This is a genomic window from Qipengyuania sp. B-5 (assembly GCF_056857815.1).
In genome coordinates, this window is the sequence record NZ_JBSXNU010000052.1 from 24,875 (window position 1) to 47,440 (window position 22,566).

The following is a 22,566-nucleotide window of genomic DNA, read 5'->3' on the forward strand; positions in this document are numbered from 1 at the left end:
CCGTGCCTACGCTCCTGGCGAACCGCCTTAAAATAGCAGACGATCACGTATCGGATCGTTTGGGGGAATGAGAAAATGACAAAAACGGGCGAGCTTGCTGGCAAGCGGAAGGCAACTGACGACATGGAAGATCTCGAGGCGGTAAACCTGGCAGCGGATTGGGCCGACATTAGCCAGGGACTCCGCAAGGATCTGGGTCACCAGCTTCACAGCCAGTGGATCAAGCCGATCCAGCTAGGGAAGATCGATGCAGAGACCGGTACGCTCGATCTCTATCTTCCGACCGAATTCAGCGCCAACTGGGTCAAGGACCGTTTCGCCGACCGGTTAAGTCTGGCCTGGAAGATTGCGCGCAGCGAAGTTCGCAAGGTCGCCATTTCAGTCCATCCCGGACGCCGCCAGGTTGCCGATTTGCGTCTCCACAATGATGGCCGCCGTCCGGCCAACGACGCCGACACTTCGATGATGGCGATCGGTGCCGATACGCTGGGGGATTCCGGCTTCACCTCATCGGTCGGGCTCGACGCGACGCTGACCTTTGCCGCTTTCGTGACGGGGGAGGCAAACATACTCGCATTCAACGCTGCGCAGCGCATGGCCGCCACCGAGAAACCGCAGTTCAGCCCGCTCTATCTCAAAGCTGCGACCGGTCAGGGCAAGACTCACCTTCTCCACGCCATCGGCCATACATTCCTTCAGACGCACAACCGCAGCCGTATCTTCTACTGCAGCGCCGAGCGGTTCATGGTCGAATTCGTCCAGGCGCTGAAGGCGAACCGGATGATCGAGTTCAAAGCCCGCCTGCGCAGCTTCGATCTTTTACTGGTCGACGATATCCAGTTTATCATCGGCAAGGCTTCGGCACAGGAAGAACTGCTCTATACGATCGATGCGCTGCTGAACGAGGGCAAGCGCCTGGTCTTCGCCGCCGACCGCGCACCGCAAGCACTCGACGGAGTTGAGCCACGCCTTCTTTCGCGCCTTTCGATGGGGCTCGTCGCCGATATCCAGCCGGCCGATATCGAATTGCGCAAGAAGATCCTCCACTCCAAATTGACCAAGTTCGCGCCGCTATCCGTGCCCGAGGACGTGCTCGACTTCCTTGCGCGCACCATCACCCGCAACGTTCGCGAACTGGTCGGCGGCCTCAATAAGTTGATCGCCTATGCCCAGCTTACGGGACAGGAAGTCTCACTCCAGCTGGCCGAGGAGCAACTCACCGACATCCTCTCGGCAAACCGCCGCCGGATTACCATCGACGAAATCCAGCGGACCGTGTGCCAGTTCTACCGGATCGACCGCAGCGAGATGAGCTCCAAGCGCCGCGCGCGCGCGGTCGTCCGCCCGCGGCAGGTGGCGATGTATCTTTCCAAGGTACTCACTCCTCGCAGTTATCCCGAAATCGGGCGCAAGTTCGGCGGGCGCGATCATTCCACCGTAATCCACGCCGTGCGCCTGATCGAGGATCTGCGCCAGCGCGATGCCGACATGGATGGCGATGTGCGTAGTCTTCTCCGTCAGCTCGAAAGTTGACCCATTTCCACTCCGTAGCCCTTCGGATCGCACAGGCGCGGAGCCAGAACTGATCGACAGGCCGGGCGCAGAGGCCTGTCGACAGTTTTCCCACTTGATGCCAACAGGCTTTCCATGAGCCTGTCCCCCGATCGCCTCGACCGTTTTGCACGCCATATCGTCCTGCCGGAAATCGGCGGCGCAGGGCAGGTCGCGCTGGCCAGGAAGCACCTTGTGCTGGTCGGACTGGGCGGGATCGGCAGCCCCGCGCTGCAATATCTTGCCGCGGCGGGGATCGGCAGACTTACACTGGTCGACGACGACAAGGTCGATATCTCGAACCTGCAGCGCCAGACGCTCTATAACGAACGCGATGTCGGTCATGGCAAGGCCATTTCCGCCAAGCGCTGGATAAAGCTGTTCGATCCCGCGCTCGATGTCGAAATCAGCGACCGCCGAATCGATCCTGCCCGCGCCGCCGCGCTTGTCGAAGGCGCCCATCTCGTGCTCGACGGAACCGATAATTTCGCCACCCGTCTCGCGGTATCGGATGCCTGCGTGAAGGCAGGCGTACCGCTTCTGTCAGCCGCGGTCGGGCGCTTTCAGGGCCAGGTCGGAGCTTTCGCAGGACATTTGCAGGGAGAAGCCTGCTACCGCTGCTTTGTCGGTGATGCCTTCGATGCGGAGGATTGCGACACTTGCGCCGAAGACGGCATGCTCGGCGCGATGGCCGGATGGGTGGGAAGCTTCGCTGCACTGCATACGGTACGAATCCTGCTCGAAGACGTCAGCGGCTTTGGCGACCCTCAATGGAGCCGGGTGAACCTGCTCGACGGGATACAGCCCGGAATGCGGCAGTTCACGATTACAAAGGACCCGGCTTGCAAGGGATGCGGATCAGGAACCTAATATCTGAGACACCCATTCCGGCACGAGTTCGCCCGCTTTGCCTTGGCGAGATTCATCGAACCAGTACGAGCCCTCGCCGCGTTCCAAATTGAGTTCCAGCGTGCGGGTACCTAGTTCTTTCGCCTCGCGCACGAAACCCGCGGCCGGATAGACCGCGCCGCTGGTACCGATGCTCACGAACAGGTCCGCACGGCGCAAGGCCGCATAGATTCGGCCCATCTCGTAAGGCATCTCGCCAAACCATACGACATCGGGACGCAGCGTATGCTCGCCGCAGCCGGGACATGCCGGACGCTCGAAAAGCGGGTCGCTCCAACGGTGCCGTGCCTCGCACCGCGAGCAAAGTGCGCTCAGCAATTCGCCATGCATGTGCAGCACTCGCTTGGCCCCGGCCCGCTCGTGGAGATCGTCTACATTTTGAGTCACGATCAAAAGATCGCCTTCCCATTCCGCATCGAGCCGCGCCAGCGCCACATGCGCGGCATTGGGCGAAACCTTCCGGACCGCCTCGCGCCGTGCATCGTAGAAGCGCTGGACGAGATCGGGATCTCGCGCGAAGCCTTCCGGCGTGGCGACATCTTCCACCCGGTGCTGTTCCCACAGACCTCCGGCATCGCGGAAAGTATCGATCCCGCTCTCTGCGGATATTCCCGCGCCGGTCAGGACGACGATGTTGCGGATATTGGTCATTGCCCTCACGTAGCGAAGCGGTAGGGCAGGTTAAAGCCTACCAATGAACTACGGGAACCAACGGAGGGGCTATGGCGAATATCGGTGTCATCGGCAGCAAGGGCGCGATGGGTGAGGCACTGCGGCGCGTGATCGAGGCCTCGGACCATGATTATGCCGGAGGTGCGGACAAGGGCGACGATGTCAGCAAGCTGGCCGATGTGTCGGACATTCTGGTCGATTTCTCCGCTCCGGGCGCGCTACAGTCCAACCTGCACGCCGCCGTGGGTGCGGGAATTCCGATAGTGATCGGAACCACCGGCCTTGAAGACAAGCATCACGGAGCCATCGACCACGCCGCGCGCGCCGTGCCCGTTCTCCAGACCGGCAATACTTCGCTGGGCGTCACATTGCTGGCCCATCTCGTGCGCGAGGCGGCCTCTCGTCTCGGCAGCCAGTGGGATATCGAAATCGTCGAAATGCACCACCGCCGCAAGGTCGATGCTCCCTCCGGCACGGCCCTGTTGCTCGGCGAGGCAGCAGCGGAAGCACGGGGCATCACGCTAGCGGATAATCGCGAGAGCGGGCGTGACGGACACACCGGCGCGCGGGCAGAAGGCGCAATCGGCTTCGCGGCGCTGCGCGGCGGCACGGTGGCGGGTGAGCACAGCGTGATCCTCGCGGGCGACGAGGAACGGCTCACCCTCTCGCACAGCGCCGAGAATCGTGCGATTTTCGCCCGCGGCGCGATCCGGGCGGCCGAATGGCTGCGCGGGAGAGAGCCGGGGCGCTATACTATGGAACAGGTACTGGGCATCTGACGCGCGTGGCATGACCAGAGACCAGATCTTCGAATTCCTCCGGCGTCTGGCAGAGGACAATCCCTCGCCCGAGACGGAGTTGGAATATGGCAATGCCTACCAGTTGCTGGTGGCAGTGGCGCTATCGGCGCAGGCGACCGATGTCGGCGTGAACAAGGCTACCCGAGCACTGTTTCGTAATGTCGTATCGCCGCGGCAAATGCTGGAGTTGGGCGAAGAGGGGCTAAAGGCGCACATCAAGACCATCGGCCTGTTCAATTCCAAGGCAAAAAACGTGATCGCCATGAGCCAGTTGCTGGTGGACGAATATGGCGGCGAGGTGCCCTACACGCGCGAGGACCTCGTGCGTCTGCCCGGCGTGGGGCGCAAGACCGCCAATGTCGTACTCAACTGCTGGTTCGGGCAGGAGACCTTCGCGGTCGACACGCATATCCTCCGCGTCGGCAACCGCACCGGCCTCGCCAAGGGCAAAACACCCGAGCAGGTCGAGGCAAAGCTCGAGAAGCGCGTACCCCAGCCCTTCCGCCTCGGCGCGCATCACTGGTTGATCCTGCATGGTCGCTATGTCTGCAAGGCACGGACGCCCGAGTGTTGGCGGTGCAAGGTGGTGGATCTGTGCAGCTACCGGAAGAAGGTTCTGGAGAAGCCGAAGGGGCGTTGAAGCGGCCGGCGAAGGCCCCTCTACATTAACTTGCTTTCGTTATCGGCAACCTCAGGCAACCGCTTGGTTAGCAGCCATGCAAAGAATGCACTGAGGAACAGAACTTGAACCGACCCGATCAAAAAAGATCCAACCAAGACCCCTCCCATTTCTGACGGATCGAGCTGACCTCCAAATACTGTAGCTATTCCTTCCCAAGACAATGGCTGGTCCAGAATGACCATCATTCCGACCAACCATAAGACAGAGAAAACAACGTCCGCGACAGCTGCACCCACACCAAACACCCATATTTCAGTGGTAGTTAGCCGTCGGTTTTCTCGACTCATAAACCACCAAATCGCCCCCGATGCAGCGATGATAGTCGCCACAGTCGACAGCGAAGTTGGAATGTCTTCTACGTAATATGACGCGCCAGCGAGCGCGATACCCATCAGCAACTTGATCCCGAAGAATGCGAGAACGTACCTTAGCATTAGTTAGTCCTCGCTCATCAAACATCGTCCGCCGAGACCATCTCGCCCCGGTCGATCTCTCCCGTCATCACCGCCACCGTTGTCGCCACTGCCGCGTCGCCGCTGACGTTCGTCGTAGTACGCATCATGTCCATGATCCGGTCCACCCCGGCAACGAAAGCAATGGTTTCCAGCGGCACGCCGACCGCGCCGAAGACCAGCGCCATCATGATAAGGCCCGCGCCCGGGATGCCCGCCGCACCGACCGCGCCGAGCGTGGCAAGGATCGAGATGAGGAAGTAATCGCCCCAGCTCAGGTCCACGCCGAATATCTGCGCGCCGAACAGCGTGGCAAGGCCGAGATACATTGCCGTACCGTTCATGTTGATCGTCGCGCCGAGGCTGATCACGAAGCTCGCCACCGAGTTCGATACGCCGAGATTTCGCTCCGTACAGCGCAGGGTGACGGGCAGTGTCGCATTGGAGCTGGCAGTCGAGTAGCTCACCGCCATCGCGTCCACGATGCCGCGAAAGAAATCGCGCACCGGCAGCTTGGCGAGGAACTTGATCATCGCCGAATACATGACGAAGATGATCAGCAGACAGCCCGCATAGTTTAGCGCGACCAGCTTCGAGAGCGCCAGAAGCGCATCGAGACCCAGCGTGCCGGCCACCCAGGCCATCAGCGCGAAAACGCCGAAGGGCGTCAGTTCCATCACGATCATCGTGACTTTTTGCATGATCACCGCGCCGCTATCGAAGACCTTCTGCACGGGCAGGCCTTCTTCCTTCGCCATCAATATGCCGATGCCGATCAGCATGGAGAAGACGATCAGCGGCAGTACCGCGACATCGGCCATAACCTGCACGGGGCTTTCGGGCACGATGGACAGGATCATGTCCACTGCCGTGGTCTCGTTGGGCATGGGAGTCTCGCCGCGCTCGATCGCGCTGGTATCGACCCCGCTACCGGGAGCGACAAAGGTGCCGAGCGCAAGGCCCAGCCATACGGCGATCTGGCCGGTGACGACGAAGAGCAGCATGGCCCTGCCGCCGACTGCGCCGAGTTTGCGCAAATCGCCGATGGCGGCGACGCCGGAAACGAGGCTGAAGAAGATCAGCGGGACGACCAGCATCTTGATCGCCTTGATGAAGAAATCGCCGATCCACTTGATGCTTTCCGCATCCGGTCCCCAGGCATAACCGGTGAGCACGCCCAAGATGAGCGCAGTCAGCACGCGCTGCCACAGCGGAATTTCGAACCAGACCCTCAGCATGCGTATCCCCTTACGTCCCGGTAATTTATGTCAGCGCGTCCTTGACTATGCGCGCGTAGATGCGGCTTAGCGTGGAAAGGTCTTCGATGGCTACAGCTTCGTCGCGCTTGTGCATGGTGGCGTTGACAAGGCCGAATTCGATCACCGGGCACACCGCGCGCAGGAAGCGGGCATCGGAGGTGCCGCCGGTGGTGGAGGGTTCGGGGTCAAGGCCCGTTTCCGCCTTCACCGCACGCGCGATGATGTCGCTGAATTCGCCCGGCGGGGTGAGGAAGGGTTCGCCCGAAATGATCGGCAGCGCGGTGCCGCCGTGCTTTTCGGCAATGGCGACGACCTTTTCGGAAAGCGAGGCGCCCGAATGCTCATCGTTGAAACGGATCGAGATGCGCGCCTTCGCGGCTTCGGGAATGACGTTGTGTGCCGGGTTGCCGACTTCGAGATCGGTGATTTCGAGGTTCGAGGCCTGGAACCAGTCATTGCCCTGGTCGAGTACCAGCGCGTCGAGCTCGGCCAGCATGGCGACCAGCTTGGGGATCGGATTGTCGGCAAGGTGCGGGTAGGCAACGTGACCTTGCGTTCCTTCAACCGTGAGCCAGATATTGAGCGAACCGCGGCGGCCGATCTTCATCATATCGCCCAGCCGGTTCACACTGGTGGGCTCGCCAACGAGGCACAGATCGGGCTGATGGCCTGCCTCGCGCATGAAGTCGATCAGCGCGCGGGTGCCGTGGAGCGCAGGCCCTTCCTCGTCCCCGGTGATGATGAAGCTGATCGTGCCCGCCTCGACCGGGACGTTTTTCACCGCTTCGACCATGCAGGCGATCGCGCCTTTCATGTCGACTGCGCCCCGCCCGTAGAGCAGTTCTCCGCGCACTTCTGGGGCGAAAGCGTCGGAGGTCCAGCCGCCGCCGGGGGGGACTACGTCGAGATGGCCAGCGAAGGCGAAGTGCTTCGATCCCGCCGGTCCATGGCGGATGGCGAAGAGATTTTCGACCGGTGCCTCGGGGCTGCCTGTTTCGCCATGCCCGCTAATGAAGCGCTTGATCGTGAAGCTGAACGGTTCGAGCATTGCTTCAAGCTCGTCGAACACGGAGCCGGTGGCGGGGGTTACGCTGTGCGCGGACATCAGCCGCTTGGCGAGTTCGAGGACTTCGGTCATGGTCCCTCCGCTAGCAGGAGTGCGACCCGATGCCCAAGCTCGATCTCGATACCATCCCCCGGACCAATGCGACCGGATACCCGCCGCCCTTTGACGAGGACGTCCAGGGTCGCTGGTATCGCCGCCTCGCCCCCGCTGCAGGGCTGACGAAGCTCGGCGCCAGCCATGTCGTTCTCGAACCCGGCGCCTATTCCTCGCAGCGGCATTGGCACGAGGGGCAGGACGAATTGGTCGTCATGCTGCAGGGCGAAGCCATCCTGATCGAGGACGATGGCGAAGTCCCCGTCCACCCGGGCGATATCCTCGCCTGGCCCGCAGGCAGGAAGAACGGCCACCGGCTCCACAACCGCTCTAACAAGCCCTGCGTCTTCATCGCCATCAGCGGCGGCGACCGCGACGAGGACCGCGGCGAATATCCCGATATCGACATGGTCTTCACGCCGGAGGGCTATTTCCGGAAGGACGGCACGCCCTACCCCACCGAGCGTGTGCCCTAGTCCCGTTCGGGCTCGGGCAAGGCGCCGGGAGCGAAGGCGGCGTCGAGATATTCCGCCATGCGTAGGCCCGCCTGCGTGACGCGCTTTTGCGAAACGGGAATCGCGCGCTCGATATCTTCCTGCGTCAGCGCGGTTTCGCCCGGCAGGTCTTCGCCCTCACAGGCCGGCCGGTCGAAGGCGTTGGGATAGACGAAATCACGGCTCGTCTCCCAGCTCTCGCGGCCCCAGTCGGCAGGCGTACCCCCGCCCAGTTCGGCACGCTCTGCGGCAGTGTAACGGCGCACCAGCGGCACGGGCGACGAGGTGATCGCGCGTTCCGCCAGCGGTCCGTCCCAGATCCAGTGGAGGTTCAGCCCCGGCACGATGCCATAGGCGGTGTCGATATCGTTGCCGCCGCGGTCGTCATGGTCGCCCGAATGGAGCGGCATGTGCACATCGCCGATGAAGTGGACGAGGAAGGCAAGCGCTTCCAGCCGGACATTGGCGGGCAGGCTCTCATCGGAAAGGATCAGCTGGTTGCGCTCGATCTGCGCGAGGATGCAGTTCTGGCCCGAACAATTGGCGCGCGGCTCGTAAGCCTCGCACACGGGCGCAGTGCGATAGTGCCAGGCGAAGGTATAGCCCCAGCGCCAGTAATCCTTGCGCAGGCAATCGGGCCAGGTGCTGGCATCCTCGAGGCTGGCAAGGTCGCATCCCTCCACGCCCAGTTCGGGCGCTGCCCTCAGCAGGCGCGCAATCCCTGCGCGCGTTTCGGGACGCACATTTTCCATCGCGATCGCCGCCGTGGTGCGGTGGGCGTAGAAGCCCCAGGCCTGCACCTGCGCCGGAAGCAGCGCCAGCAGCGCCGCAAATGCGATCAGGAAACGGTTTCGTATTGCTCTATGACCCATTCTTCGTTTTCCGATGCCTCGATCCAGGCCTGCATCCATTCGTGCTCCCACATGGCCTCCATATAGGCTGCGGCGAAGCCGGGAACGGCGACCTCATAGCTGATGAAACGTGACACTACAGGTGCAAAGAATATGTCCGCCGCGCCGAAAGTGCCGAAAAGATAGGGGCCGCCATTGCCGAAGCGGCTGCGCGCCTCCGCCCAGAGGGTGAGGATGCGCAATATGTCCGCCCGGCAGTTTTCGCTCGGCTCGAATCCCTCGAAGCGCTTGCGCACGTTCATGGGACATTCGCTGCGCAGCGCCTGGAAGGAACTGTGCATTTCGGCGACCATCGATCGGGCCATGCCCCGCGCCGTGTCGTTCTTCGGCCAGAACCGGTCGCGGCCCACCTTGTCGGCAAGATATTCCATTATGGCGAGACTGTCCCACACGACGGTCTCGCCGTCCCACAGCAGGGGAACCTTGCCCGAGGAAGGGCGGATTTCGCCATCCTGCTTGGAAGCCTCCCAGTTCTCTCCGAAGAGCGGAACGACGATTTCCTCGAAGGACAGGCCGGATTGCTTGGCCGCCAGCCAGCCGCGCAGGCTCCAGCTCGAATAGTTCTTGTTGCCGATGATGATCTTCATGCAGGCTCCACCTTTCCCGTCCGGTTTGCGCCCTAATCGTTCATCCCCGCGCTGTCGACGCTGAATGGTGACAGGGCGACCGGGCGCAAGATACTGTAGGAAATTGGAAAGCGCTGGCATAGAACGGCGGCATGACCCTGCGCCCCTTCCATCTCGCATTTCCCGTCCGCGACCTTGAGGAAGCACGCAGCTTCTACGGCGGCCTGCTGGGCTGCGCAGAAGGACGCTCGTCGGACGAATGGATCGATTTCGATTTCTACGGCCACCAGATCGTTGCGCATACGGGCGGCGAAAGCGGCGACCGCGCCAGCAACCCGGTCGACGGGCACGATGTCCCCGTCCCCCATTTCGGCGTGGTTCTGACGATGGAAGACTGGCACACGCTGGCCGACCGGCTGGTTGCGGCAGGCATGGAGTTCGCCATCGAACCCACCATCCGCTTCAAGGGCCAGCCCGGCGAACAGGCGACGATGTTCTTCCGCGACCCCAGCGGCAATGCGCTGGAAATGAAGGCCTTCGCGGACGATGCTATGCTGTTTGCGCGTTAGGCTGGATTTTATTGCGCACACCCAGAAGGAGACGTTCCGCTGACGACGCCGTAGCGGACAAGTATCTATTACTGTAAACTGCATTGATGATAAACGCTGGCGACATCCCCTTTATAGCAGCTGTCATTGCGGTCGCCGTATTGGTGACAGTAGGGGCAATCCTTGTTCTACGATTGTTGAGGGTAGGACCGATTGCACTAAGGCTTTTGAGTGCGATGACTTTTCCTGCGCTGCTCGTAGCAATGATCATCTACGTCAATGTCTGGAATCCCGACCCGCACGGTTGGATAATGGTGGCGCTGAGTTTTCTGGCCTTCGCAAGCCTGCCCTTCACCATCTTAACGACCGCACTTCTGACACGTCGCTTTGCCTAAGGTGATGCTCGTAGTCTCTAGGACCGTTTCCCACCCCAAAGCAGACTCTGAACCAAGCGGCTGACCACCCGAAACCCGCGTGGGCGGCTGTCCGCAAACGCAAAAGCAGTCACAGGGGCTTGACCCGGCGCTCATTATTCCATATTTCGACATTTATCGAATCATTGGAGTAACTGATGCAGTCCGACCACGTGATCCGCGCCCTGTCAGCTCTTGCGCAGGAACACCGCCTCGCCGCGTTCCGCCTGCTGGTACAGGCGGGTGAGCAAGGTGTTGCTGCTGGATTGCTTGCCGAGAAGCTCGAGGTTCCGCCCTCTTCCATGAGCTTCCACTTGGCCCAGCTTGCCAATGCCGGGCTGGTCACTCAGCGCCGCGAAAGCCGCTCCATCATCTATTCGGCCGACTATGCCGCAATGAAAAAGCTGATGGGCTACCTCACCGAAAACTGCTGCGGCGGCATGTCCTGTTCCGAGGATGCCGCCTGTCTTCCCACCGAGCAAAGAAAGATCGCCTGATGAAACGCTTCCATGTGCATGTCGGGGTGTCCGACGTCGACAAATCCATCGCCTTCTATTCGAGCCTGTTCGGCAGCGAGCCGAGCGTCGTGAAGGCCGATTACGCCAAGTGGATGCTGGACGATCCGCGGATCAACTTCGCCATATCCGCGCGCGAGGATGCGGTTAAGGGCATCGAGCACGTCGGGCTGCAGGTAGAAGACAGGCAGGAACTGGAAGAAGTCTATGGCCGCCTGCGGGCCGCCGACCAACCCGTGCTGGAAGAAGGCGCGACCACCTGCTGCTATGCGCAGTCGGAAAAGAGCTGGATCGCCGATCCCGACGGGGTGGTATGGGAAGCTTTCCTGACCGACGGCGAGAGCACGATCTATGGCGGCAATCCCGATCTGGACCAGCTGGCTTCGGCCAATGCCGCGAACAGCGCCTGCTGCGTACCGCAAATGGCTCCGGCCAAATCCACCTGCTGCTGAGGCGAACCATGTCCGACCAACCGCTGAACGTGCTGTTCCTGTGCACGGGCAATTCCGCGCGTTCCATCCTGGGGGAGGCAATCCTCAATCACGACGGCGCGGGTCGCTTCAAGGCCTACAGTGCCGGAAGCAATCCCACCGGCAAGGTCAACCCCTGGGCGATCCATACGCTCAAGACCCTGGGTTATCCGGCAGAGGGCTATTCCTCCAAGAGCTGGGGCGAGTTTGCCGATGGCCCGGAATTCGATCTCATCTTCACCGTCTGTGACAGCGCGGCGGCGGAGACCTGCCCGGTCTGGCCCGGCCGCCCGACCAGCGCGCACTGGGGCATCCCCGACCCCGCCGCCGTCGAGGGAAGCGATGCCGAAAAGGCCGCAGCCTTCCTCGAGGCCTTCCGCATGCTCAAGCGGCGCATCGACCTGATGCTGGCATTGCCGGTCGCCAGCCTCGAACAGGTCGCCTTGCGCGACAAATTGCACGCCATCGGGCAGGAAGCGGACGCATGATGACTGCGACCACTGCGGAAATCGACGCCCGCGCGGCGGGCCTGGGCCTGTTCGAGAAATGGCTATCCGTCTGGGTGGCCGCGGCGATCCTTGCCGGGATTATCCTGGGCAATCTGATGCCCGGCGCCTTCGCCCTGCTCGCATCCATCGAGTACGCCTCGGTGAATCTGGCAGTCGCCCTGCTGATCTGGGCGATGATCTTTCCGATGATGGTCGCGGTGGATTTCGGGGCGGTGCGCCGCGTGGGAGACAAGCCGAAGGGCCTGATCATCACGCTGGTGGTCAACTGGCTGATCAAGCCGTTTACGATGGCCGCACTGGGCGTGTTGTTCTTCGAAGTGGTTTTCGCCGACCTGATCGACCCGGCCGACGCACAGCAATATATTGCCGGCCTGATCCTGCTCGGCGCGGCGCCTTGCACCGCCATGGTTTTCGTGTGGTCGCAACTTACGAAGGGCGATCCCGCCTATACGCTGGTGCAGGTGGCGGCGAACGATCTCATCATGATCATCGCCTTTGCGCCGCTCGTTGCGCTGTTGCTGGGCGTGACCGACATTTCCGTGCCGTGGGAAACGCTGCTCTTGTCGGTCGGCCTATATGTCGTCGTGCCGCTGGCCGCCGGGGCCTTCGTGCGCCACCGCTTGCTCGCCAGCCACGGGGGCGACGAAAGCGCGGTATCGGGCTTCACCTCGCGCATGAAACCGCTGTCGATCATCGGCTTGCTGCTGACGGTGCTGCTATTGTTCGGTTTCCAGGCCGAAACCATCGTTTCCCGCCCCTTGCTCATCGCCCTGATCGCCGTTCCGATCATCGTCCAGAGCTATGGCATTTTCTTTATCGCCTACGCTGCGGCAAAGGCATGGAAGGTACCGCATGCTGTGGCCGCGCCATGCGCGCTGATTGGCACGTCCAATTTTTTCGAACTGGCCGTGGCAGTGGCGATCGGTCTGTTCGGATTGGGCAGTGGCGCCGCCCTTGCTACCGTCGTCGGCGTTCTTGTCGAAGTGCCGGTCATGCTGTCGCTGGTAGCCATCGCCAATAGGACGCGGGGCGGCTTTCCTTCAGAGTGATCACAAGGCGGCGGCCTGGCCGCAAACCGACGTTCGTCAGACTCCGGCGTCCCGCAGCACCGCAGCCCTCAGTTCCGCAATCCCCATGCCCTTCTCCGCACTGGTTACGTGGATCTGCGGATAGGCTGCGACGTGCTTCTTCGTCTCGGCTTCGACCGCGGCGACGGTCTTTTCGAGTTCGCTGGCCTTGATCTTGTCCGCCTTGGTCAGGACCACGCGGTAGCCGACCGCGGCCTCGTCGAGCATCTTCATCATCTCGCGGTCGACGTCCTTCAGCCCGTGGCGGCTATCCACCAGCACGAGATTGCGGACCAGCACCTGCCGTCCGCGCAAATAGGTTTTCACGAGGGCCTTCCACTTCTCGACCACCTTCACCGGCGCCTTGGCAAAGCCGTAACCGGGCATGTCGACGAGCCGGAACTGCGTGGGCTCCCCCACTTCGAAGAAGTTGAGTTCCTGCGTGCGGCCGGGGGTCACCGACGCACGGGCGATCTTCTTGCGCCCCGTCAGCGCGTTGAGCAGCGAGCTCTTGCCGACATTGGAACGCCCGGCAAAGGCGATTTCCGGCACCGTCGGTTCGGGCAGAAACCTGAGCTGCGGGGCCGAGAGGAGGAACTCCACCCGGCCCGAGAACAGCTTGGTCGCGCGCCGCTCCAGCAGGGCCTGTTCGGCGGCTTCTTCGTCGGTCATCAGCCGTCGGCCTTGGCAGCAGCGGCGGCCTTTTCGGCCTTTTCCTTCTCTGCAGCCGCCTTCAATTGCGGATGCTTGGAATAAAGGTACTTCTGCTGGGCCAGCGTCAGGATGTTCGAGGTTACCCAGTAGAGCAGCAGACCTGCGGCGAAGGGCGCCATGATGAACATCAGCACCCAGGGCATGATCGAGAACACCTGCTGCTGGATCGGGTCCATCGCGCTGGGGTTCAGCTTGAACGTCAGCCACATGGTCACGCCGAGCAGAACGGCAAGCACGCCGATGGCAAGGAAGCTGGGCGGCGTGAACGGCAACAGGCCGAACAGGTTGAGGATGGTCGCCGGATCGGGCGCGGACAGATCCTCGATCCAGAGGAAGTTCTGGTGGCGCATCTCGATCGCGAGGTAGAGCACCTTGTAGAGCGCGAAGAAGATCGGGATCTGCAGGATCAGCGGCAGGCAGCCGGCAAGCGGATTGACCTGTTCTTCCTTGAACAGCTTCTGCATTTCCTGCTGCTGCTTCAGCTTGTCGTCCTTGTGCTTTTCCTGCAGCGCCTTCATCTTCGGCTGGATCGCCTTCATCGCCGCCATGGAGCCGAACTGCTTCTGCGCGATGGGGAACATCAGCCCGCGCACGATGATCGTCAGGATGATGATGGCGACGCCGAAATTGCCGACGATTTCGAAGATGTTCTTGAGCAGCCAGAGGAACGGCTTCTCGAACCAGCGGAACCAACCCCAGTCGATAGCGAGACCGAACTGCGGGATCCCGGCATCCTGATAGGAGTCGAGGATTTCACTGTCCTTGGCCCCGGCGAAGAGGCGCGAGGTAGTGGTATATTTACGCCCCGCCGGAACGGTTACCGGATCGTAGATCATGTCGGCGCGATAGGTATCGGCGCCAAGCGAGCGGAATGTCGCATCGGGCGCCGCGCCCTGCTGCGGCACCAGCGCGGCCAGCCAGTAGATGTCGGTGAAGCCGATCCAGTCGGGCGCGCCGGCCGGACTTACCTTGCCGGCTTCTTCGACATCGTCGTAATCATAATCGTAATCGACGCTCTGGCCGAAGGATCCGATCGGGCCGGAATGGGCAATGAAGAAATCGTCGCTCGCCGTCGTGCTGGTGCGTCCGACCAGCCCGTAAGGCTGCGCCACCACCGGTGCCGCGCTGCCGTTCGAGATCGCCTGCTCGACGCTGACCATGTAATTCTCGTCGATCGAATAGGTAAGTTCGACCGTTACGCCATCGCCCGCATCATGGCTGAGCGTGACTGGGTTGCCCGGGCTGAGGGTTCCGCCATCGGCCTGCCACACGGCATCGTCGGAAATCTTCTGCCCGTTGAGCAGGAAGCCGAACTGCGAATACTGCTGGGTCGCCGTGCCGCGGGGCGCAAAAATGCGGACCGGTTCGCTGTCGGCATCCGGAGTGGCGGCATAATCCTTGAGCACCACATCGTCGAGGAAGGCGCCCTGCAGGTTGATCGAGCCCGCGACCTTCGGCGAATCGATGGCCACGCGCTGCGCAGAGCCCAGCGAAGTGGCAAGATCGACCGTAGGCGTCGCCCCGCCGCCGATTTCACCGCTTGCCGCGACGGCGGCCTGTTCGGCTGGCGTATCGACCTGTTCGGCCGTAACGGGCACTTCGTCGGGCTGCGGATAGAAATAGTCCATGGCCCACTGCCAGCCGATCAGGACGGCCAGCGACAAGGTCAGGACGAGCACGAAATTGCGAGAGTTTTCCAAGGTCGATCCCGTTGGTGGTTGTATTCGGTCAGATGGGCCGGGTGTGTTGCTACGTCAAGACAGCACCCCCGCGCGATAAGCTCAGGGTACTGGATCGTGGCCGCAGCCCCCCCAGGGTTGGCAGCGCAATAGCCGCTTGAACGCCAACCATCCACCCTTGATTGCCCCATGCTTTTGCAGGGCCTCGATGGCGTATTGGCTGCACGAAGGGGTGAAGCGGCAAGTGGGCGGCAGGATACGGCTTGGGCCTAGCTGCCAGCCACGAGCGATCCAGATGAGAAGGTATTTCATGCGCGCCGCGATCGCTGGTGACGGGGCCGCCGGGCGCGGTCGCCCTCGCCGCGGGCAGCACGGGCGAGCGCAGCCTGGAGTTCGTCTTCCAGCTTTGCGAAATCGCGCTCCACCCCGGTTTCGCGGCCGATGAGGATGTGATCGTGATCGGGCAGGCCGGCTTCGGGCAATGCCGCCCAGAGCAGTTCGCGGAAGCGCCGCTTCATGCGGTTGCGCACGACGGCATTGCCGATCTTTTTGGTCACGGTGATCCCGTAACGCTTGCCCTTGCCCTCGTTCGGGCGCGTCAGCAGCACGAATCCCGGCTTCGCATTGCGCAGTCCGCTATTGGCAGTGAGAAAGTCGCTACGCTTGCGGATGACGGAGAGGCTCGGGTGCATCGGGTGCAGATACGCAAAACGGGCCCCCGATGGGAGCCCGTTTGACTGTCGTGATTGAAGCCGCACCGTGGCGCGGCCAATCAGTCGATCAAGCGCAGAGGTTCTTGCGGCCGCGGTTGCGACGTGCACGGAGCACCTTGCGGCCACCCGGAGTTGCCTTGCGGGCGAAGAAACCGTGGCGACGGGCGCGTACCAGGTTCGAAGGCTGGAAAGTCCGCTTCATCGGAAAGTCCTTTAAAATCCATAGTTGCTGCCGGGCGAATCGCTCCGACAAAAAAGGGCCGCCGCAACGGGCGACCGCTCACAGGTGGGCGCGCTTAAGAGAATGTGCCCTCAAGGTCAAGCCTCAAACCTCGGCGCAGCGTCCTCGATAAGCCAAGTCTCGACAATATCTGCGCTTCTTGCCAGAGCGTCAAATTCAGACAGGGGTTTGGGGGTATTTGCGTGGTCGCACTGGTCCGGACGGTGGCCTATCTCGGGCTGGAAGCGCGCGCGGTGGAAGTGCAGTGCTCGCTCGCGCCCGGACTGCCCAATTTCAACATCGTCGGTCTGGCCGACAAGGCGGTGGGCGAAAGCAAGGAGCGGGTACGCGCCGCGCTTTCGTCGATGGGTCTTGCCCTGCCGCCCAAGCGGATCACCATCAACCTTTCCCCCGCCGACCTGCCCAAGGAAGGCTCGCATTACGATCTCCCGGTCGCGCTTGCCGTGCTCGCCGCAATGGGCATCACCGATGCGGAGCAGCTGGCGGACTGGATCGTGGTCGGCGAACTGGCGCTCGACGCGCGGATCGCCCCCTCGCCCGGCGTATTGCTTGCGGCCATCCATGCGAGCGAGGAAGAGAAGGGCCTCATCTGTCCTGCGGCACAGGGCTCGGAAGCCAAATGGGCGAGCGACGTCCCCATCCTCGCCGCGCCGGGCCTTGCCAGCCTGCTCAACCATCTCAAGGGCACGAGCCTGCTGCCCGATCCCGAACGCGGTCTCGTGGAAGAGCCCGGCCGCGCGCCCGATCTCAAACAGGTGAAGGGACAGGAAACCGCCAAGCGCGCGCTCGAGATCGCGGCCGCCGGTGGTCACAATTTATTGATGATCGGTCCGCCCGGCGCAGGGAAGTCTCTGCTGGCCAGTTGCCTGCCGGGTATACTTCCTCCGCTTTCGCCGCAGGAAGCCCTGGAAGTGAGCATGGTTCAATCGGTCGCGGGCACGCTCGAGGAAGGTCGGATCAGCCGCGCCCGCCCCTTCCGCGCGCCACATCATTCGGCAAGCATGGCCGCGCTGACCGGCGGCGGGCTAAAGGTCAAGCCGGGCGAAGTCAGCCTCACGCATCTCGGTGTGCTGTTCATGGACGAACTCCCCGAATTCCAGCGCGCCGTGCTCGATTCGCTGCGCCAGCCGCTCGAAACGAACAAGGTCGATGTCGCTCGCGCCAATGCGCATGTAAGCTTTCCGGCGAACGTCCAGCTGGTTGCCGCCATGAACCCGTGCCGCTGCGGCCATCTGGGCGATCCCGCGCTGGCCTGCAGCCGCGCACCCAAATGTGCCGCCGATTATCAGTCGAAAGTGTCGGGCCCGCTGCTCGACCGCATCGACCTGCATGTCGAAGTGGATCCGGTCAGCGCTGCCGATCTGGCGTTACCACCACCATCGGAAGGGAGCGCGGAAGTTGCCGCGCGCGTGGCGAAGGCGCGTGCGATCCAGACGGAACGTGCGGAGAAAAGCGGGGCGCGCACCAATGCGGAACTGGAGGGCGACGCGCTCGAAGAGATCGCCGGTCCCGAGGAAAAGGGCCGCGAACTGCTTATGCAGGCCGCAAGCGCGATGCGCCTTTCGGCACGCAGCTACACCCGCATGCTGCGGGTCGCGCGGACCATCGTCGATCTCTCAGGTGCCGAACAGGTGGGGCGCATCCACGTGGCGGAGGCACTCAGCTACCGCCGACAGCCACCCCGCGCCTGATCTTCAGCGTACGTTTTCCTCGCTCATGTCGAGGTTGAGCTTGACCGTCTCATGTTCGTGGTCGCCCTCGAACTTGGCGAGGAAATCGGCGATCGGCATTGCCTGGTCGGGCATATGGGTCGCCCCCGCGCTCGGTGTCTCCAAAGCCCCGCCATCACCGGGCGTGGTGCGCACATGCAGATAGGGCACCCAGATTTCGCCGAAGTCGGCCTGCTGGTACCATACGTCGAGCACATCGTAGCTTGCCCAGGTTCCGTCGGGTTCCTTCAGGCGCAACCCTTCACCAATGCGCGGCACGGCCATCGCCTTGATGCGGAATTGCGTCTGGTGGGTCTCGTTCTGAACTTCGATTTCGATCACGTTTCTGTCCGGCTCAAACGGGCATGTGCCCCGATTCACCGCAAGGTATGCCAGAAAGGTGTTGCGATGGTTTTAACGATGACGTCACTCGGAAAATCGCCATTTGACGTCACGACGCCATAGGCCCGTTAAGGGTGGGCCTCGCCTTGGCGACAACCATTCTTCGGTGGAATTTACCCCGCTGCTCCGGGTTCAGGCTGCGTCGCGCTTGCGACGGTCGGCAGCAAGATCCACCACGGATCCACGATCCAGGGGTTCACCCTGTGCAGCCTTGCTTCCGTCGGCGCGTATGCCGAGATTTGCACGCTCGACCAGATGGAGATCCTGGGGGCCGAGAATCCGCCCGTCATGGCTCAGGATGGAGGTCGGGCCGATAGGAAGCCGGTCACGTTCATCCACGAGAACGGGGTTTTCGATCACTTCGGCCCCGTATTTCTGACCCCACTGGCGCAGCGCAACCATGGCGGGCAGCAGATCGAAGCCCTTTTCAGTCAGGCGGTACTCGATCTTGCGGCGATCGTCGGGACAGGGATCGCGTTTGAGAATTCCATGCTCGACCAGTTTTGCCAGCCGGTTCGAGAGGATATTGCGAGCGATACCCAGTTCGCTGAGGAATTCCTCGAAATGATGCAGGCCGTTGAAGCTGGCGCGCAGGATCATGAAACTCCAGCGTTCGCCCATGACCTCAAGCGCCTGTGGCAGACCGCATTCGGTCAGTTCGCGCAGCGGTTCGCGGATATCGCCCATAGAAATCAGTCCTCTTCCTGCAACCTGTCTAGCGCATAATCCGCTGAAGCCAAATATTTAGAAAAATGGGTTGCATTACGAAACCTATAAGCATAGGTAGTGATTCGCAACCAGTTGCAAATCGAAACTTAGTTGCTGTTTTCGCAATTGCTGTTGTTAAAAATGCATCCACCGAAAGGTTTCGACATGACCCTCTCCCTCTCCAACTCTCCCTCCGCCAAGCTGGGCGTCTTCGGCGCCGCTATCCTCTACACGGCCGCTGGCTTCGGCGCCCTTGTTGCGCCGAGCGCAGCCGAAGCACGCAGCAATGCGCCGTTCTATACCGCTGAACTCTCGCAGCCCGCAACCGAACGCACTGTGATCGCCGGTGGTGTCGCCTGGACCTGTCGGGGAACGACCTGCGTCGCACCGAAGGGCACTTCGCGTCCCTTGCGCGTTTGCCGCGAACTTCAGCGCGATACCGGTGAAGTGGTCGCTTTCACCGCCAAGGGCGAAGCGCTCGAAGCTGACAAGCTGGCGAAGTGCAACGGCTGAACCGTCCCGATCCCTCCCACCCCCTCTCCATCAGGGTGGGCCTTCAAGCCCCGGCGATAACCGCCGGGGCTTTTTCGTCAGATCAGGCCGCGCGCCGATAGATCCTCCTCGAGCAACTCCGCATCGGTGAAGTGATGCACCTGCCAGCCACAGTTCTGCGCCGATACGATATTTTCGGGATTGTCGTCGATGAAGAGCATGGTCTGCGGCGCGTAGCCGAAGCGCTCCGCCGACAGCATAAAGATAGCCGGATCGGGCTTTGCGATCCGCTCGACCCCGGAAACCACAATTTCACGGAATCGGTCGAAGATCGGTTCGTGCGGGGCAAATCGCCCCCAGAACTCCGCCCCGAAATTGGTTATGGCGAATAGCGGTACGCCCCCTGCATGGAGCCGTTCGACCAGGGCGTGACTGCCGGGAACAGGTCCGGGAATCGTCTCGTTGAAGCGGCTGCGATAGACCCGAATGGCTGCTTCGAATTCCGGATAAAGAGCGATCCGTTCAGCAATCATCTCGTCCAGCAGACGTCCGCGATCATGCTCGAAATGCCATTCCTCGGTGACGACCTCGTTCAGAATCCGTTCCAGCCGCGCGGGATCGTCGATCACCTTTTCGAACAAATGGCGCAGGTCCCATTGGTAAAGCACGCGCCCGACGTCGAAAACGACGGCGTCGACCCGCTGACGGTTCATAATGCTGGTTCCCCAAATGCGAACGGCCCGCGCTCCCTTCGGAGCCGGGCCGGTCGGTAGACAATCGCGCAGGACGGCCCGCGCGCAGCCGAAGCTTAGCCCTGGCGGGCCTTGAAGCGACGGTTGGTCTTGTTGATGACGTAAGTGCGGCCGCGACGACGGATCACGCGGCAATCGCGGTGACGGCTCTTGAGCGATTTGAGGCTGTTGCGGATCTTCATCGTTTCTCTCTGCAAATAAATACGCGCCGGAGATTGTGCCCCGACGCGCCAATTTCAAGCGCGCCCGTTAGAGGCAGTGCCGATTCTGGTCAAGCTTTTCCGCGAATTTTGGAGAGCTGGCGCTCCCATTGCAGCGCGTGAGTGATGATTATACCAAGATCATCGCGCGACGGAGCCTTGTCGCAGCCCGGGCGTTGGAGAAAGACTTCCCCAATGCAAGAAAGCAAGAAAGGTCGCATAATGACATTGAGATCCGCCGCCGCCGCAACTCTCGCTGCCATGACGCTTGCGGCCTGCGCAACCACTCCCGGCCCGGTCGAGGTAACGCGCTTCGTCGCATCCGAGGCCAGCGATCGGCTGGGCCAAGGCAGTATTTTCGTGGAAAGCGCCGAGGGCATGGAAGCCGACAGTCTTTCCGCGGCACCCTATAAATCCGCAGTCGCAGAGGAACTGCGGCGCCTCGGCTATAGCGAGAGCGAGCGTGGCTCCGCCTCCCAGATCGCGACCGTTTCCATCGAAAGATACGTGATGACTGCCGAGGGTCGTCGCTCTCCCGTGAGTGTCGGCGTAGGCGGCAGCACCGGAACATATGGTTCCGGCGTCGGGGTCGGACTCGGCATCAATCTTGGCGGGGGTCAGCGCGATCAGGTCGGCACCCAGCTGGCTGTGACAATTCGCGATGCAGCAACTTCGCAGAACCTGTGGGAAGGCCGCGCCGACTTCCGTGTGGCAGACAATTCGCCCCTTGCGCAATCGCAGGCGAACGCCCAGACGGTCGCCGCCGCGCTGTTCAGCGAATTTCCCGGCAATAATGGCGAAACAGTAGAAATTGAGGTTCCCGAGTGAGTGATATCCGGATCGATGCAGCTTTCGACAGCGGCAATATCGAAGTCCTGTCGGTAGAAGGCGCAACCGCCCGTCTGGCAATTCCCCGGGATACGAATAGCGAGTTCAAGCAGTGGTTTCACTTTCGCGTCTCGGGCGCTGCGGGCCGCGAACTCGTGCTCAAGATCACCCAGCTTTCGAACAGCGCCTATCCCGGCGGCTGGCCCGACTATGACGCCTGTGTATCCGAAGACCGCGACTATTGGGGCCGAGCCTCTTCCAGCTACGACGAAGGCGAAGAAGGCGGAACACTGACGATCCGCTATACGCCCGCCAGCGATATCGCCTATTTCGCCTATTTCGCGCCCTATTCGATGGAGCGCCATCACGATCTCGTAGCCGAGGCCGCGGCTTCGGAAGGGGTGACCCACACTCATCTCGGCAATACGCTGGACGGCCAGCCGATCGATTGCCTCGAGATGGGCGATGGCAGTTTCAACGTGTGGCTCTACGCCCGCCAGCACCCGGGCGAAACGCAGGCCGAGTGGTGGATGGAAGGCGCCTTGGAAGTGCTCACCGATCCATCGGACAGCGTCGGGCGCAAGCTGCGTCAGCGGTGCCGCCTGCATCTCGTGCCCAACTGCAACCCGGACGGTTCGAAGCGGGGGAACCTACGCGTCAACGCGGCGGGCGCAAACCTGAACCGCGAATGGGAAAACCCCAGCGCCGAACGCAGTCCGGAAGTGCTCGCCATTCGCAACTACATGGACAAGACCGGCGTCGATTTCGCTATGGACGTGCATGGTGACGAAGCGATCCCGGTCAGTTTCCTTGCAGGCTACGAAGGCATCCCCTCCTGGACCGAGGAGCATGGGGAGCGCTATTACAGCTACGAACGCATCCTCGACCGCCGTACTCCCGATTTCCAGACCGAATTCGGCTATACCAAGGCCGCCCCGGGCAAGGCCAACCTCTCCATGAGCACCAATCAGGTTGCAGAACGCTTCGGCGCGACCGCGATGACCTTGGAAATGCCCTACAAGGATAACAAGGCAGATCCGGAACCCGAACAGGGCTGGAGCCCGGAACGCTGCAAGATGCTGGCCCGCGACTGCCTTGCTTCACTGGTTGAATGGATGGACGAGCGCGGCATCTGAGCCGCGCCCGGCGAA

General features: G+C 62.0%; 30 protein-coding genes. 15 read left to right on the forward strand and 15 right to left on the reverse strand.

Annotated features, from left to right (window positions below):
- Positions 1 to 75: 75 nt before the first annotated feature.
- Both dnaA and AC13CE_RS11505 read left to right on the forward strand, forming a co-directional pair.
- Complete coding sequence (gene dnaA / locus AC13CE_RS11500) at positions 76 to 1,533, forward strand: chromosomal replication initiator protein DnaA (RefSeq protein WP_221541115.1); 1,458 nt, start codon at positions 76 to 78, stop codon at positions 1,531 to 1,533.
- Between the two features lie 114 nt (positions 1,534 to 1,647).
- A complete protein-coding gene (locus AC13CE_RS11505; RefSeq protein ID WP_482972488.1) occupies positions 1,648 to 2,421 on the forward strand; it encodes a HesA/MoeB/ThiF family protein in 774 nt (257 codons plus the stop codon).
- Here AC13CE_RS11505 and AC13CE_RS11510 read toward each other — a convergent pair.
- Positions 2,410 to 3,111, reverse strand: coding sequence for an NAD-dependent deacylase (locus tag AC13CE_RS11510; protein WP_482972489.1), 702 nt, complete (start codon positions 3,109 to 3,111; stop codon positions 2,410 to 2,412). The genes AC13CE_RS11505 and AC13CE_RS11510 overlap by 12 nt on opposite strands.
- A 71-nt stretch (positions 3,112 to 3,182) precedes the next feature.
- On the opposite strand from AC13CE_RS11510, the gene dapB reads away from it, so the two are divergent.
- Positions 3,183 to 3,911: a 4-hydroxy-tetrahydrodipicolinate reductase gene (gene dapB, locus AC13CE_RS11515; RefSeq protein ID WP_482972490.1), complete on the forward strand. Its 729-nt coding sequence runs from the start codon at positions 3,183 to 3,185 to the stop codon at positions 3,909 to 3,911.
- Positions 3,912 to 3,921: 10 nt separating this feature from the next.
- Entirely contained in the window at positions 3,922 to 4,572 is a 651-nt protein-coding gene (nth, locus tag AC13CE_RS11520; RefSeq protein ID WP_482972491.1) for an endonuclease III, read from the forward strand.
- A 20-nt stretch (positions 4,573 to 4,592) separates the two neighbouring features.
- On the opposite strand, the gene AC13CE_RS11525 is transcribed toward nth, so the two are convergent.
- The 3 genes from AC13CE_RS11525 to dapE are packed head-to-tail and all read right to left on the reverse strand — an operon-like array spanning position 4,593 to position 7,463.
- Positions 4,593 to 5,048 (reverse strand): ABZJ_00895 family protein, encoded by a 456-nt coding sequence (locus tag AC13CE_RS11525; protein ID WP_482972492.1) that lies wholly within the window; start codon positions 5,046 to 5,048, stop codon positions 4,593 to 4,595.
- 17 nt (positions 5,049 to 5,065) lie between these two features.
- Positions 5,066 to 6,304, reverse strand: a complete 1,239-nt coding sequence (locus tag AC13CE_RS11530) for a dicarboxylate/amino acid:cation symporter (RefSeq protein WP_473820322.1) — start codon at positions 6,302 to 6,304, stop codon at positions 5,066 to 5,068.
- A gap of 25 nt (positions 6,305 to 6,329) precedes the next feature.
- Positions 6,330 to 7,463: a succinyl-diaminopimelate desuccinylase gene (dapE, locus tag AC13CE_RS11535; RefSeq protein WP_473820323.1), complete on the reverse strand. Its 1,134-nt coding sequence runs from the start codon at positions 7,461 to 7,463 to the stop codon at positions 6,330 to 6,332.
- A 29-nt stretch (positions 7,464 to 7,492) separates the two neighbouring features.
- Here dapE and AC13CE_RS11540 point away from each other — a divergent pair, with 29 nt between their 5' ends.
- Positions 7,493 to 7,960: a cupin domain-containing protein gene (locus AC13CE_RS11540; protein WP_473820325.1), complete on the forward strand. Its 468-nt coding sequence runs from the start codon at positions 7,493 to 7,495 to the stop codon at positions 7,958 to 7,960.
- Here AC13CE_RS11540 and AC13CE_RS11545 read toward each other — a convergent pair.
- Together AC13CE_RS11545 and AC13CE_RS11550 are read right to left on the reverse strand one after the other, a co-directional pair.
- Complete coding sequence (locus AC13CE_RS11545) at positions 7,957 to 8,850, reverse strand: S1/P1 nuclease (RefSeq protein ID WP_482972493.1); 894 nt, start codon at positions 8,848 to 8,850, stop codon at positions 7,957 to 7,959. The two genes, AC13CE_RS11540 and AC13CE_RS11545, sit on opposite strands and share 4 nt — an antisense overlap.
- Positions 8,817 to 9,476 carry a glutathione S-transferase family protein gene (locus AC13CE_RS11550; protein ID WP_482972494.1) on the reverse strand — a complete coding sequence of 220 codons (660 nt, stop codon included), beginning with the start codon at positions 9,474 to 9,476 and terminating at the stop codon, positions 8,817 to 8,819. The genes AC13CE_RS11545 and AC13CE_RS11550 overlap by 34 nt, the downstream gene beginning before the upstream one ends.
- A gap of 131 nt (positions 9,477 to 9,607) precedes the next feature.
- Between AC13CE_RS11550 and AC13CE_RS11555 the strand changes: the two genes are divergently transcribed.
- The 6 genes from AC13CE_RS11555 (at position 9,608) to arsB (ending at position 12,959) form a co-directional block, all read left to right on the forward strand.
- Complete coding sequence (locus tag AC13CE_RS11555) at positions 9,608 to 10,024, forward strand: VOC family protein (RefSeq protein ID WP_473820328.1); 417 nt, start codon at positions 9,608 to 9,610, stop codon at positions 10,022 to 10,024.
- Positions 10,025 to 10,239: 215 nt separating this feature from the next.
- Positions 10,240 to 10,398, forward strand: a complete 159-nt coding sequence (locus AC13CE_RS11560) for a hypothetical protein (protein ID WP_473820329.1) — start codon at positions 10,240 to 10,242, stop codon at positions 10,396 to 10,398.
- A gap of 176 nt (positions 10,399 to 10,574) precedes the next feature.
- Complete coding sequence (locus AC13CE_RS11565) at positions 10,575 to 10,913, forward strand: ArsR/SmtB family transcription factor (protein ID WP_473820330.1); 339 nt, start codon at positions 10,575 to 10,577, stop codon at positions 10,911 to 10,913.
- Positions 10,913 to 11,383 carry an ArsI/CadI family heavy metal resistance metalloenzyme gene (locus tag AC13CE_RS11570; RefSeq protein WP_473820331.1) on the forward strand — a complete coding sequence of 157 codons (471 nt, stop codon included), beginning with the start codon at positions 10,913 to 10,915 and terminating at the stop codon, positions 11,381 to 11,383. Before AC13CE_RS11565 ends, AC13CE_RS11570 begins: the two co-directional genes overlap by 1 nt.
- An 8-nt stretch (positions 11,384 to 11,391) precedes the next feature.
- Positions 11,392 to 11,889 (forward strand): arsenate reductase ArsC, encoded by a 498-nt coding sequence (locus tag AC13CE_RS11575; RefSeq protein ID WP_482972495.1) that lies wholly within the window; start codon positions 11,392 to 11,394, stop codon positions 11,887 to 11,889.
- Positions 11,889 to 12,959, forward strand: coding sequence for an ACR3 family arsenite efflux transporter (arsB, locus tag AC13CE_RS11580; RefSeq protein WP_482972594.1), 1,071 nt, complete (start codon positions 11,889 to 11,891; stop codon positions 12,957 to 12,959). The genes AC13CE_RS11575 and arsB overlap by 1 nt, the downstream gene beginning before the upstream one ends.
- Before the next feature lie 36 nt (positions 12,960 to 12,995).
- Here arsB and yihA read toward each other — a convergent pair whose 3' ends face one another.
- The 5 genes from yihA to rpmH all read right to left on the reverse strand — a co-directional run bounded on the left by yihA (position 12,996) and on the right by rpmH (position 16,285).
- Positions 12,996 to 13,649, reverse strand: a complete 654-nt coding sequence (gene yihA, locus AC13CE_RS11585) for a ribosome biogenesis GTP-binding protein YihA/YsxC (RefSeq protein ID WP_482972496.1) — start codon at positions 13,647 to 13,649, stop codon at positions 12,996 to 12,998.
- Positions 13,649 to 15,391 carry a membrane protein insertase YidC gene (gene yidC, locus AC13CE_RS11590; protein WP_482972497.1) on the reverse strand — a complete coding sequence of 581 codons (1,743 nt, stop codon included), beginning with the start codon at positions 15,389 to 15,391 and terminating at the stop codon, positions 13,649 to 13,651. Before yidC ends, yihA begins: the two co-directional genes overlap by 1 nt.
- 81 nt (positions 15,392 to 15,472) lie before the next feature.
- Entirely contained in the window at positions 15,473 to 15,682 is a 210-nt protein-coding gene (yidD, locus tag AC13CE_RS11595; protein WP_473820335.1) for a membrane protein insertion efficiency factor YidD, read from the reverse strand.
- On the reverse strand, positions 15,679 to 16,062 hold the full coding sequence (gene rnpA, locus AC13CE_RS11600) for a ribonuclease P protein component (RefSeq protein WP_482972498.1): 384 nt from the start codon (positions 16,060 to 16,062) through the stop codon (positions 15,679 to 15,681). The genes yidD and rnpA overlap by 4 nt, the downstream gene beginning before the upstream one ends.
- Positions 16,063 to 16,150: 88 nt before the next feature.
- Positions 16,151 to 16,285: a 50S ribosomal protein L34 gene (gene rpmH, locus AC13CE_RS11605; RefSeq protein WP_090478272.1), complete on the reverse strand. Its 135-nt coding sequence runs from the start codon at positions 16,283 to 16,285 to the stop codon at positions 16,151 to 16,153.
- A 221-nt stretch (positions 16,286 to 16,506) separates the two neighbouring features.
- Here rpmH and AC13CE_RS11610 point away from each other — a divergent pair, with 221 nt between their 5' ends.
- Complete coding sequence (locus AC13CE_RS11610) at positions 16,507 to 18,015, forward strand: YifB family Mg chelatase-like AAA ATPase (protein ID WP_482972499.1); 1,509 nt, start codon at positions 16,507 to 16,509, stop codon at positions 18,013 to 18,015.
- A 3-nt stretch (positions 18,016 to 18,018) separates the two neighbouring features.
- Here AC13CE_RS11610 and AC13CE_RS11615 read toward each other — a convergent pair whose 3' ends face one another.
- Positions 18,019 to 18,375, reverse strand: a complete 357-nt coding sequence (locus tag AC13CE_RS11615; RefSeq protein WP_473821360.1) for a hypothetical protein — start codon at positions 18,373 to 18,375, stop codon at positions 18,019 to 18,021.
- 192 nt (positions 18,376 to 18,567) lie between these two features.
- Positions 18,568 to 19,122 carry a winged helix-turn-helix transcriptional regulator gene (locus tag AC13CE_RS11620; protein WP_221538420.1) on the reverse strand — a complete coding sequence of 185 codons (555 nt, stop codon included), beginning with the start codon at positions 19,120 to 19,122 and terminating at the stop codon, positions 18,568 to 18,570.
- 186 nt (positions 19,123 to 19,308) lie between these two features.
- Between AC13CE_RS11620 and AC13CE_RS11625 the strand changes: the two genes are divergently transcribed.
- Complete coding sequence (locus tag AC13CE_RS11625) at positions 19,309 to 19,656, forward strand: DUF8200 family protein (RefSeq protein ID WP_221538421.1); 348 nt, start codon at positions 19,309 to 19,311, stop codon at positions 19,654 to 19,656.
- A gap of 77 nt (positions 19,657 to 19,733) precedes the next feature.
- On the opposite strand, the gene AC13CE_RS11630 is transcribed toward AC13CE_RS11625, so the two are convergent.
- Positions 19,734 to 20,348: an HAD family hydrolase gene (locus AC13CE_RS11630; RefSeq protein ID WP_482972500.1), complete on the reverse strand. Its 615-nt coding sequence runs from the start codon at positions 20,346 to 20,348 to the stop codon at positions 19,734 to 19,736.
- 95 nt (positions 20,349 to 20,443) lie between these two features.
- Positions 20,444 to 20,569 (reverse strand): type B 50S ribosomal protein L36, encoded by a 126-nt coding sequence (ykgO, locus tag AC13CE_RS11635; RefSeq protein WP_006833921.1) that lies wholly within the window; start codon positions 20,567 to 20,569, stop codon positions 20,444 to 20,446.
- A gap of 240 nt (positions 20,570 to 20,809) precedes the next feature.
- Between ykgO and AC13CE_RS11640 the strand changes: the two genes are divergently transcribed.
- The gene (locus tag AC13CE_RS11640) at positions 20,810 to 21,415 is read left to right on the forward strand and encodes a DUF4136 domain-containing protein (RefSeq protein WP_482972501.1); all 606 of its coding nucleotides are present in this window, start codon (positions 20,810 to 20,812) and stop codon (positions 21,413 to 21,415) included.
- Positions 21,412 to 22,551, forward strand: a complete 1,140-nt coding sequence (locus AC13CE_RS11645; protein ID WP_482972502.1) for a M14 family metallopeptidase — start codon at positions 21,412 to 21,414, stop codon at positions 22,549 to 22,551. The genes AC13CE_RS11640 and AC13CE_RS11645 overlap by 4 nt, the downstream gene beginning before the upstream one ends.
- The last annotated feature ends 15 nt before the right edge of the window (positions 22,552 to 22,566 follow it).

Excerpts from the sequence above, each read along its gene's own strand:
- dnaA (WP_221541115.1), top strand. The coding sequence starts at position 76 with ATGACAAAAACGGGCGAGCTTGCTGGCAAGCGGAAGGCAACTGACGAC.
- AC13CE_RS11505 (WP_482972488.1), top strand. The coding sequence starts at position 1,648 with ATGAGCCTGTCCCCCGATCGCCTCGACCGTTTTGCACGCCATATCGTC.
- AC13CE_RS11510 (WP_482972489.1), bottom strand. The coding sequence starts at position 3,111 with ATGACCAATATCCGCAACATCGTCGTCCTGACCGGCGCGGGAATATCC.
- dapB (WP_482972490.1), top strand. The coding sequence starts at position 3,183 with ATGGCGAATATCGGTGTCATCGGCAGCAAGGGCGCGATGGGTGAGGCA.
- nth (WP_482972491.1), top strand. The coding sequence starts at position 3,922 with ATGACCAGAGACCAGATCTTCGAATTCCTCCGGCGTCTGGCAGAGGAC.
- AC13CE_RS11525 (WP_482972492.1), bottom strand. The coding sequence starts at position 5,048 with ATGCTAAGGTACGTTCTCGCATTCTTCGGGATCAAGTTGCTGATGGGT.
- AC13CE_RS11530 (WP_473820322.1), bottom strand. The coding sequence starts at position 6,304 with ATGCTGAGGGTCTGGTTCGAAATTCCGCTGTGGCAGCGCGTGCTGACT.
- dapE (WP_473820323.1), bottom strand. The coding sequence starts at position 7,463 with ATGACCGAAGTCCTCGAACTCGCCAAGCGGCTGATGTCCGCGCACAGC.
- AC13CE_RS11540 (WP_473820325.1), top strand. The coding sequence starts at position 7,493 with ATGCCCAAGCTCGATCTCGATACCATCCCCCGGACCAATGCGACCGGA.
- AC13CE_RS11545 (WP_482972493.1), bottom strand. The coding sequence starts at position 8,850 with ATGGGTCATAGAGCAATACGAAACCGTTTCCTGATCGCATTTGCGGCG.
- AC13CE_RS11550 (WP_482972494.1), bottom strand. The coding sequence starts at position 9,476 with ATGAAGATCATCATCGGCAACAAGAACTATTCGAGCTGGAGCCTGCGC.
- AC13CE_RS11555 (WP_473820328.1), top strand. The coding sequence starts at position 9,608 with ATGACCCTGCGCCCCTTCCATCTCGCATTTCCCGTCCGCGACCTTGAG.
- AC13CE_RS11560 (WP_473820329.1), top strand. The coding sequence starts at position 10,240 with ATGACTTTTCCTGCGCTGCTCGTAGCAATGATCATCTACGTCAATGTC.
- AC13CE_RS11565 (WP_473820330.1), top strand. The coding sequence starts at position 10,575 with ATGCAGTCCGACCACGTGATCCGCGCCCTGTCAGCTCTTGCGCAGGAA.
- AC13CE_RS11570 (WP_473820331.1), top strand. The coding sequence starts at position 10,913 with ATGAAACGCTTCCATGTGCATGTCGGGGTGTCCGACGTCGACAAATCC.
- AC13CE_RS11575 (WP_482972495.1), top strand. The coding sequence starts at position 11,392 with ATGTCCGACCAACCGCTGAACGTGCTGTTCCTGTGCACGGGCAATTCC.
- arsB (WP_482972594.1), top strand. The coding sequence starts at position 11,889 with ATGACTGCGACCACTGCGGAAATCGACGCCCGCGCGGCGGGCCTGGGC.
- yihA (WP_482972496.1), bottom strand. The coding sequence starts at position 13,649 with ATGACCGACGAAGAAGCCGCCGAACAGGCCCTGCTGGAGCGGCGCGCG.
- yidD (WP_473820335.1), bottom strand. The coding sequence starts at position 15,682 with ATGAAATACCTTCTCATCTGGATCGCTCGTGGCTGGCAGCTAGGCCCA.
- rnpA (WP_482972498.1), bottom strand. The coding sequence starts at position 16,062 with ATGCACCCGAGCCTCTCCGTCATCCGCAAGCGTAGCGACTTTCTCACT.
- rpmH (WP_090478272.1), bottom strand. The coding sequence starts at position 16,285 with ATGAAGCGGACTTTCCAGCCTTCGAACCTGGTACGCGCCCGTCGCCAC.
- AC13CE_RS11620 (WP_221538420.1), bottom strand. The coding sequence starts at position 19,122 with ATGGGCGATATCCGCGAACCGCTGCGCGAACTGACCGAATGCGGTCTG.
- AC13CE_RS11625 (WP_221538421.1), top strand. The coding sequence starts at position 19,309 with ATGACCCTCTCCCTCTCCAACTCTCCCTCCGCCAAGCTGGGCGTCTTC.
- AC13CE_RS11630 (WP_482972500.1), bottom strand. The coding sequence starts at position 20,348 with ATGAACCGTCAGCGGGTCGACGCCGTCGTTTTCGACGTCGGGCGCGTG.
- ykgO (WP_006833921.1), bottom strand. The coding sequence starts at position 20,569 with ATGAAGATCCGCAACAGCCTCAAATCGCTCAAGAGCCGTCACCGCGAT.
- AC13CE_RS11640 (WP_482972501.1), top strand. The coding sequence starts at position 20,810 with ATGACATTGAGATCCGCCGCCGCCGCAACTCTCGCTGCCATGACGCTT.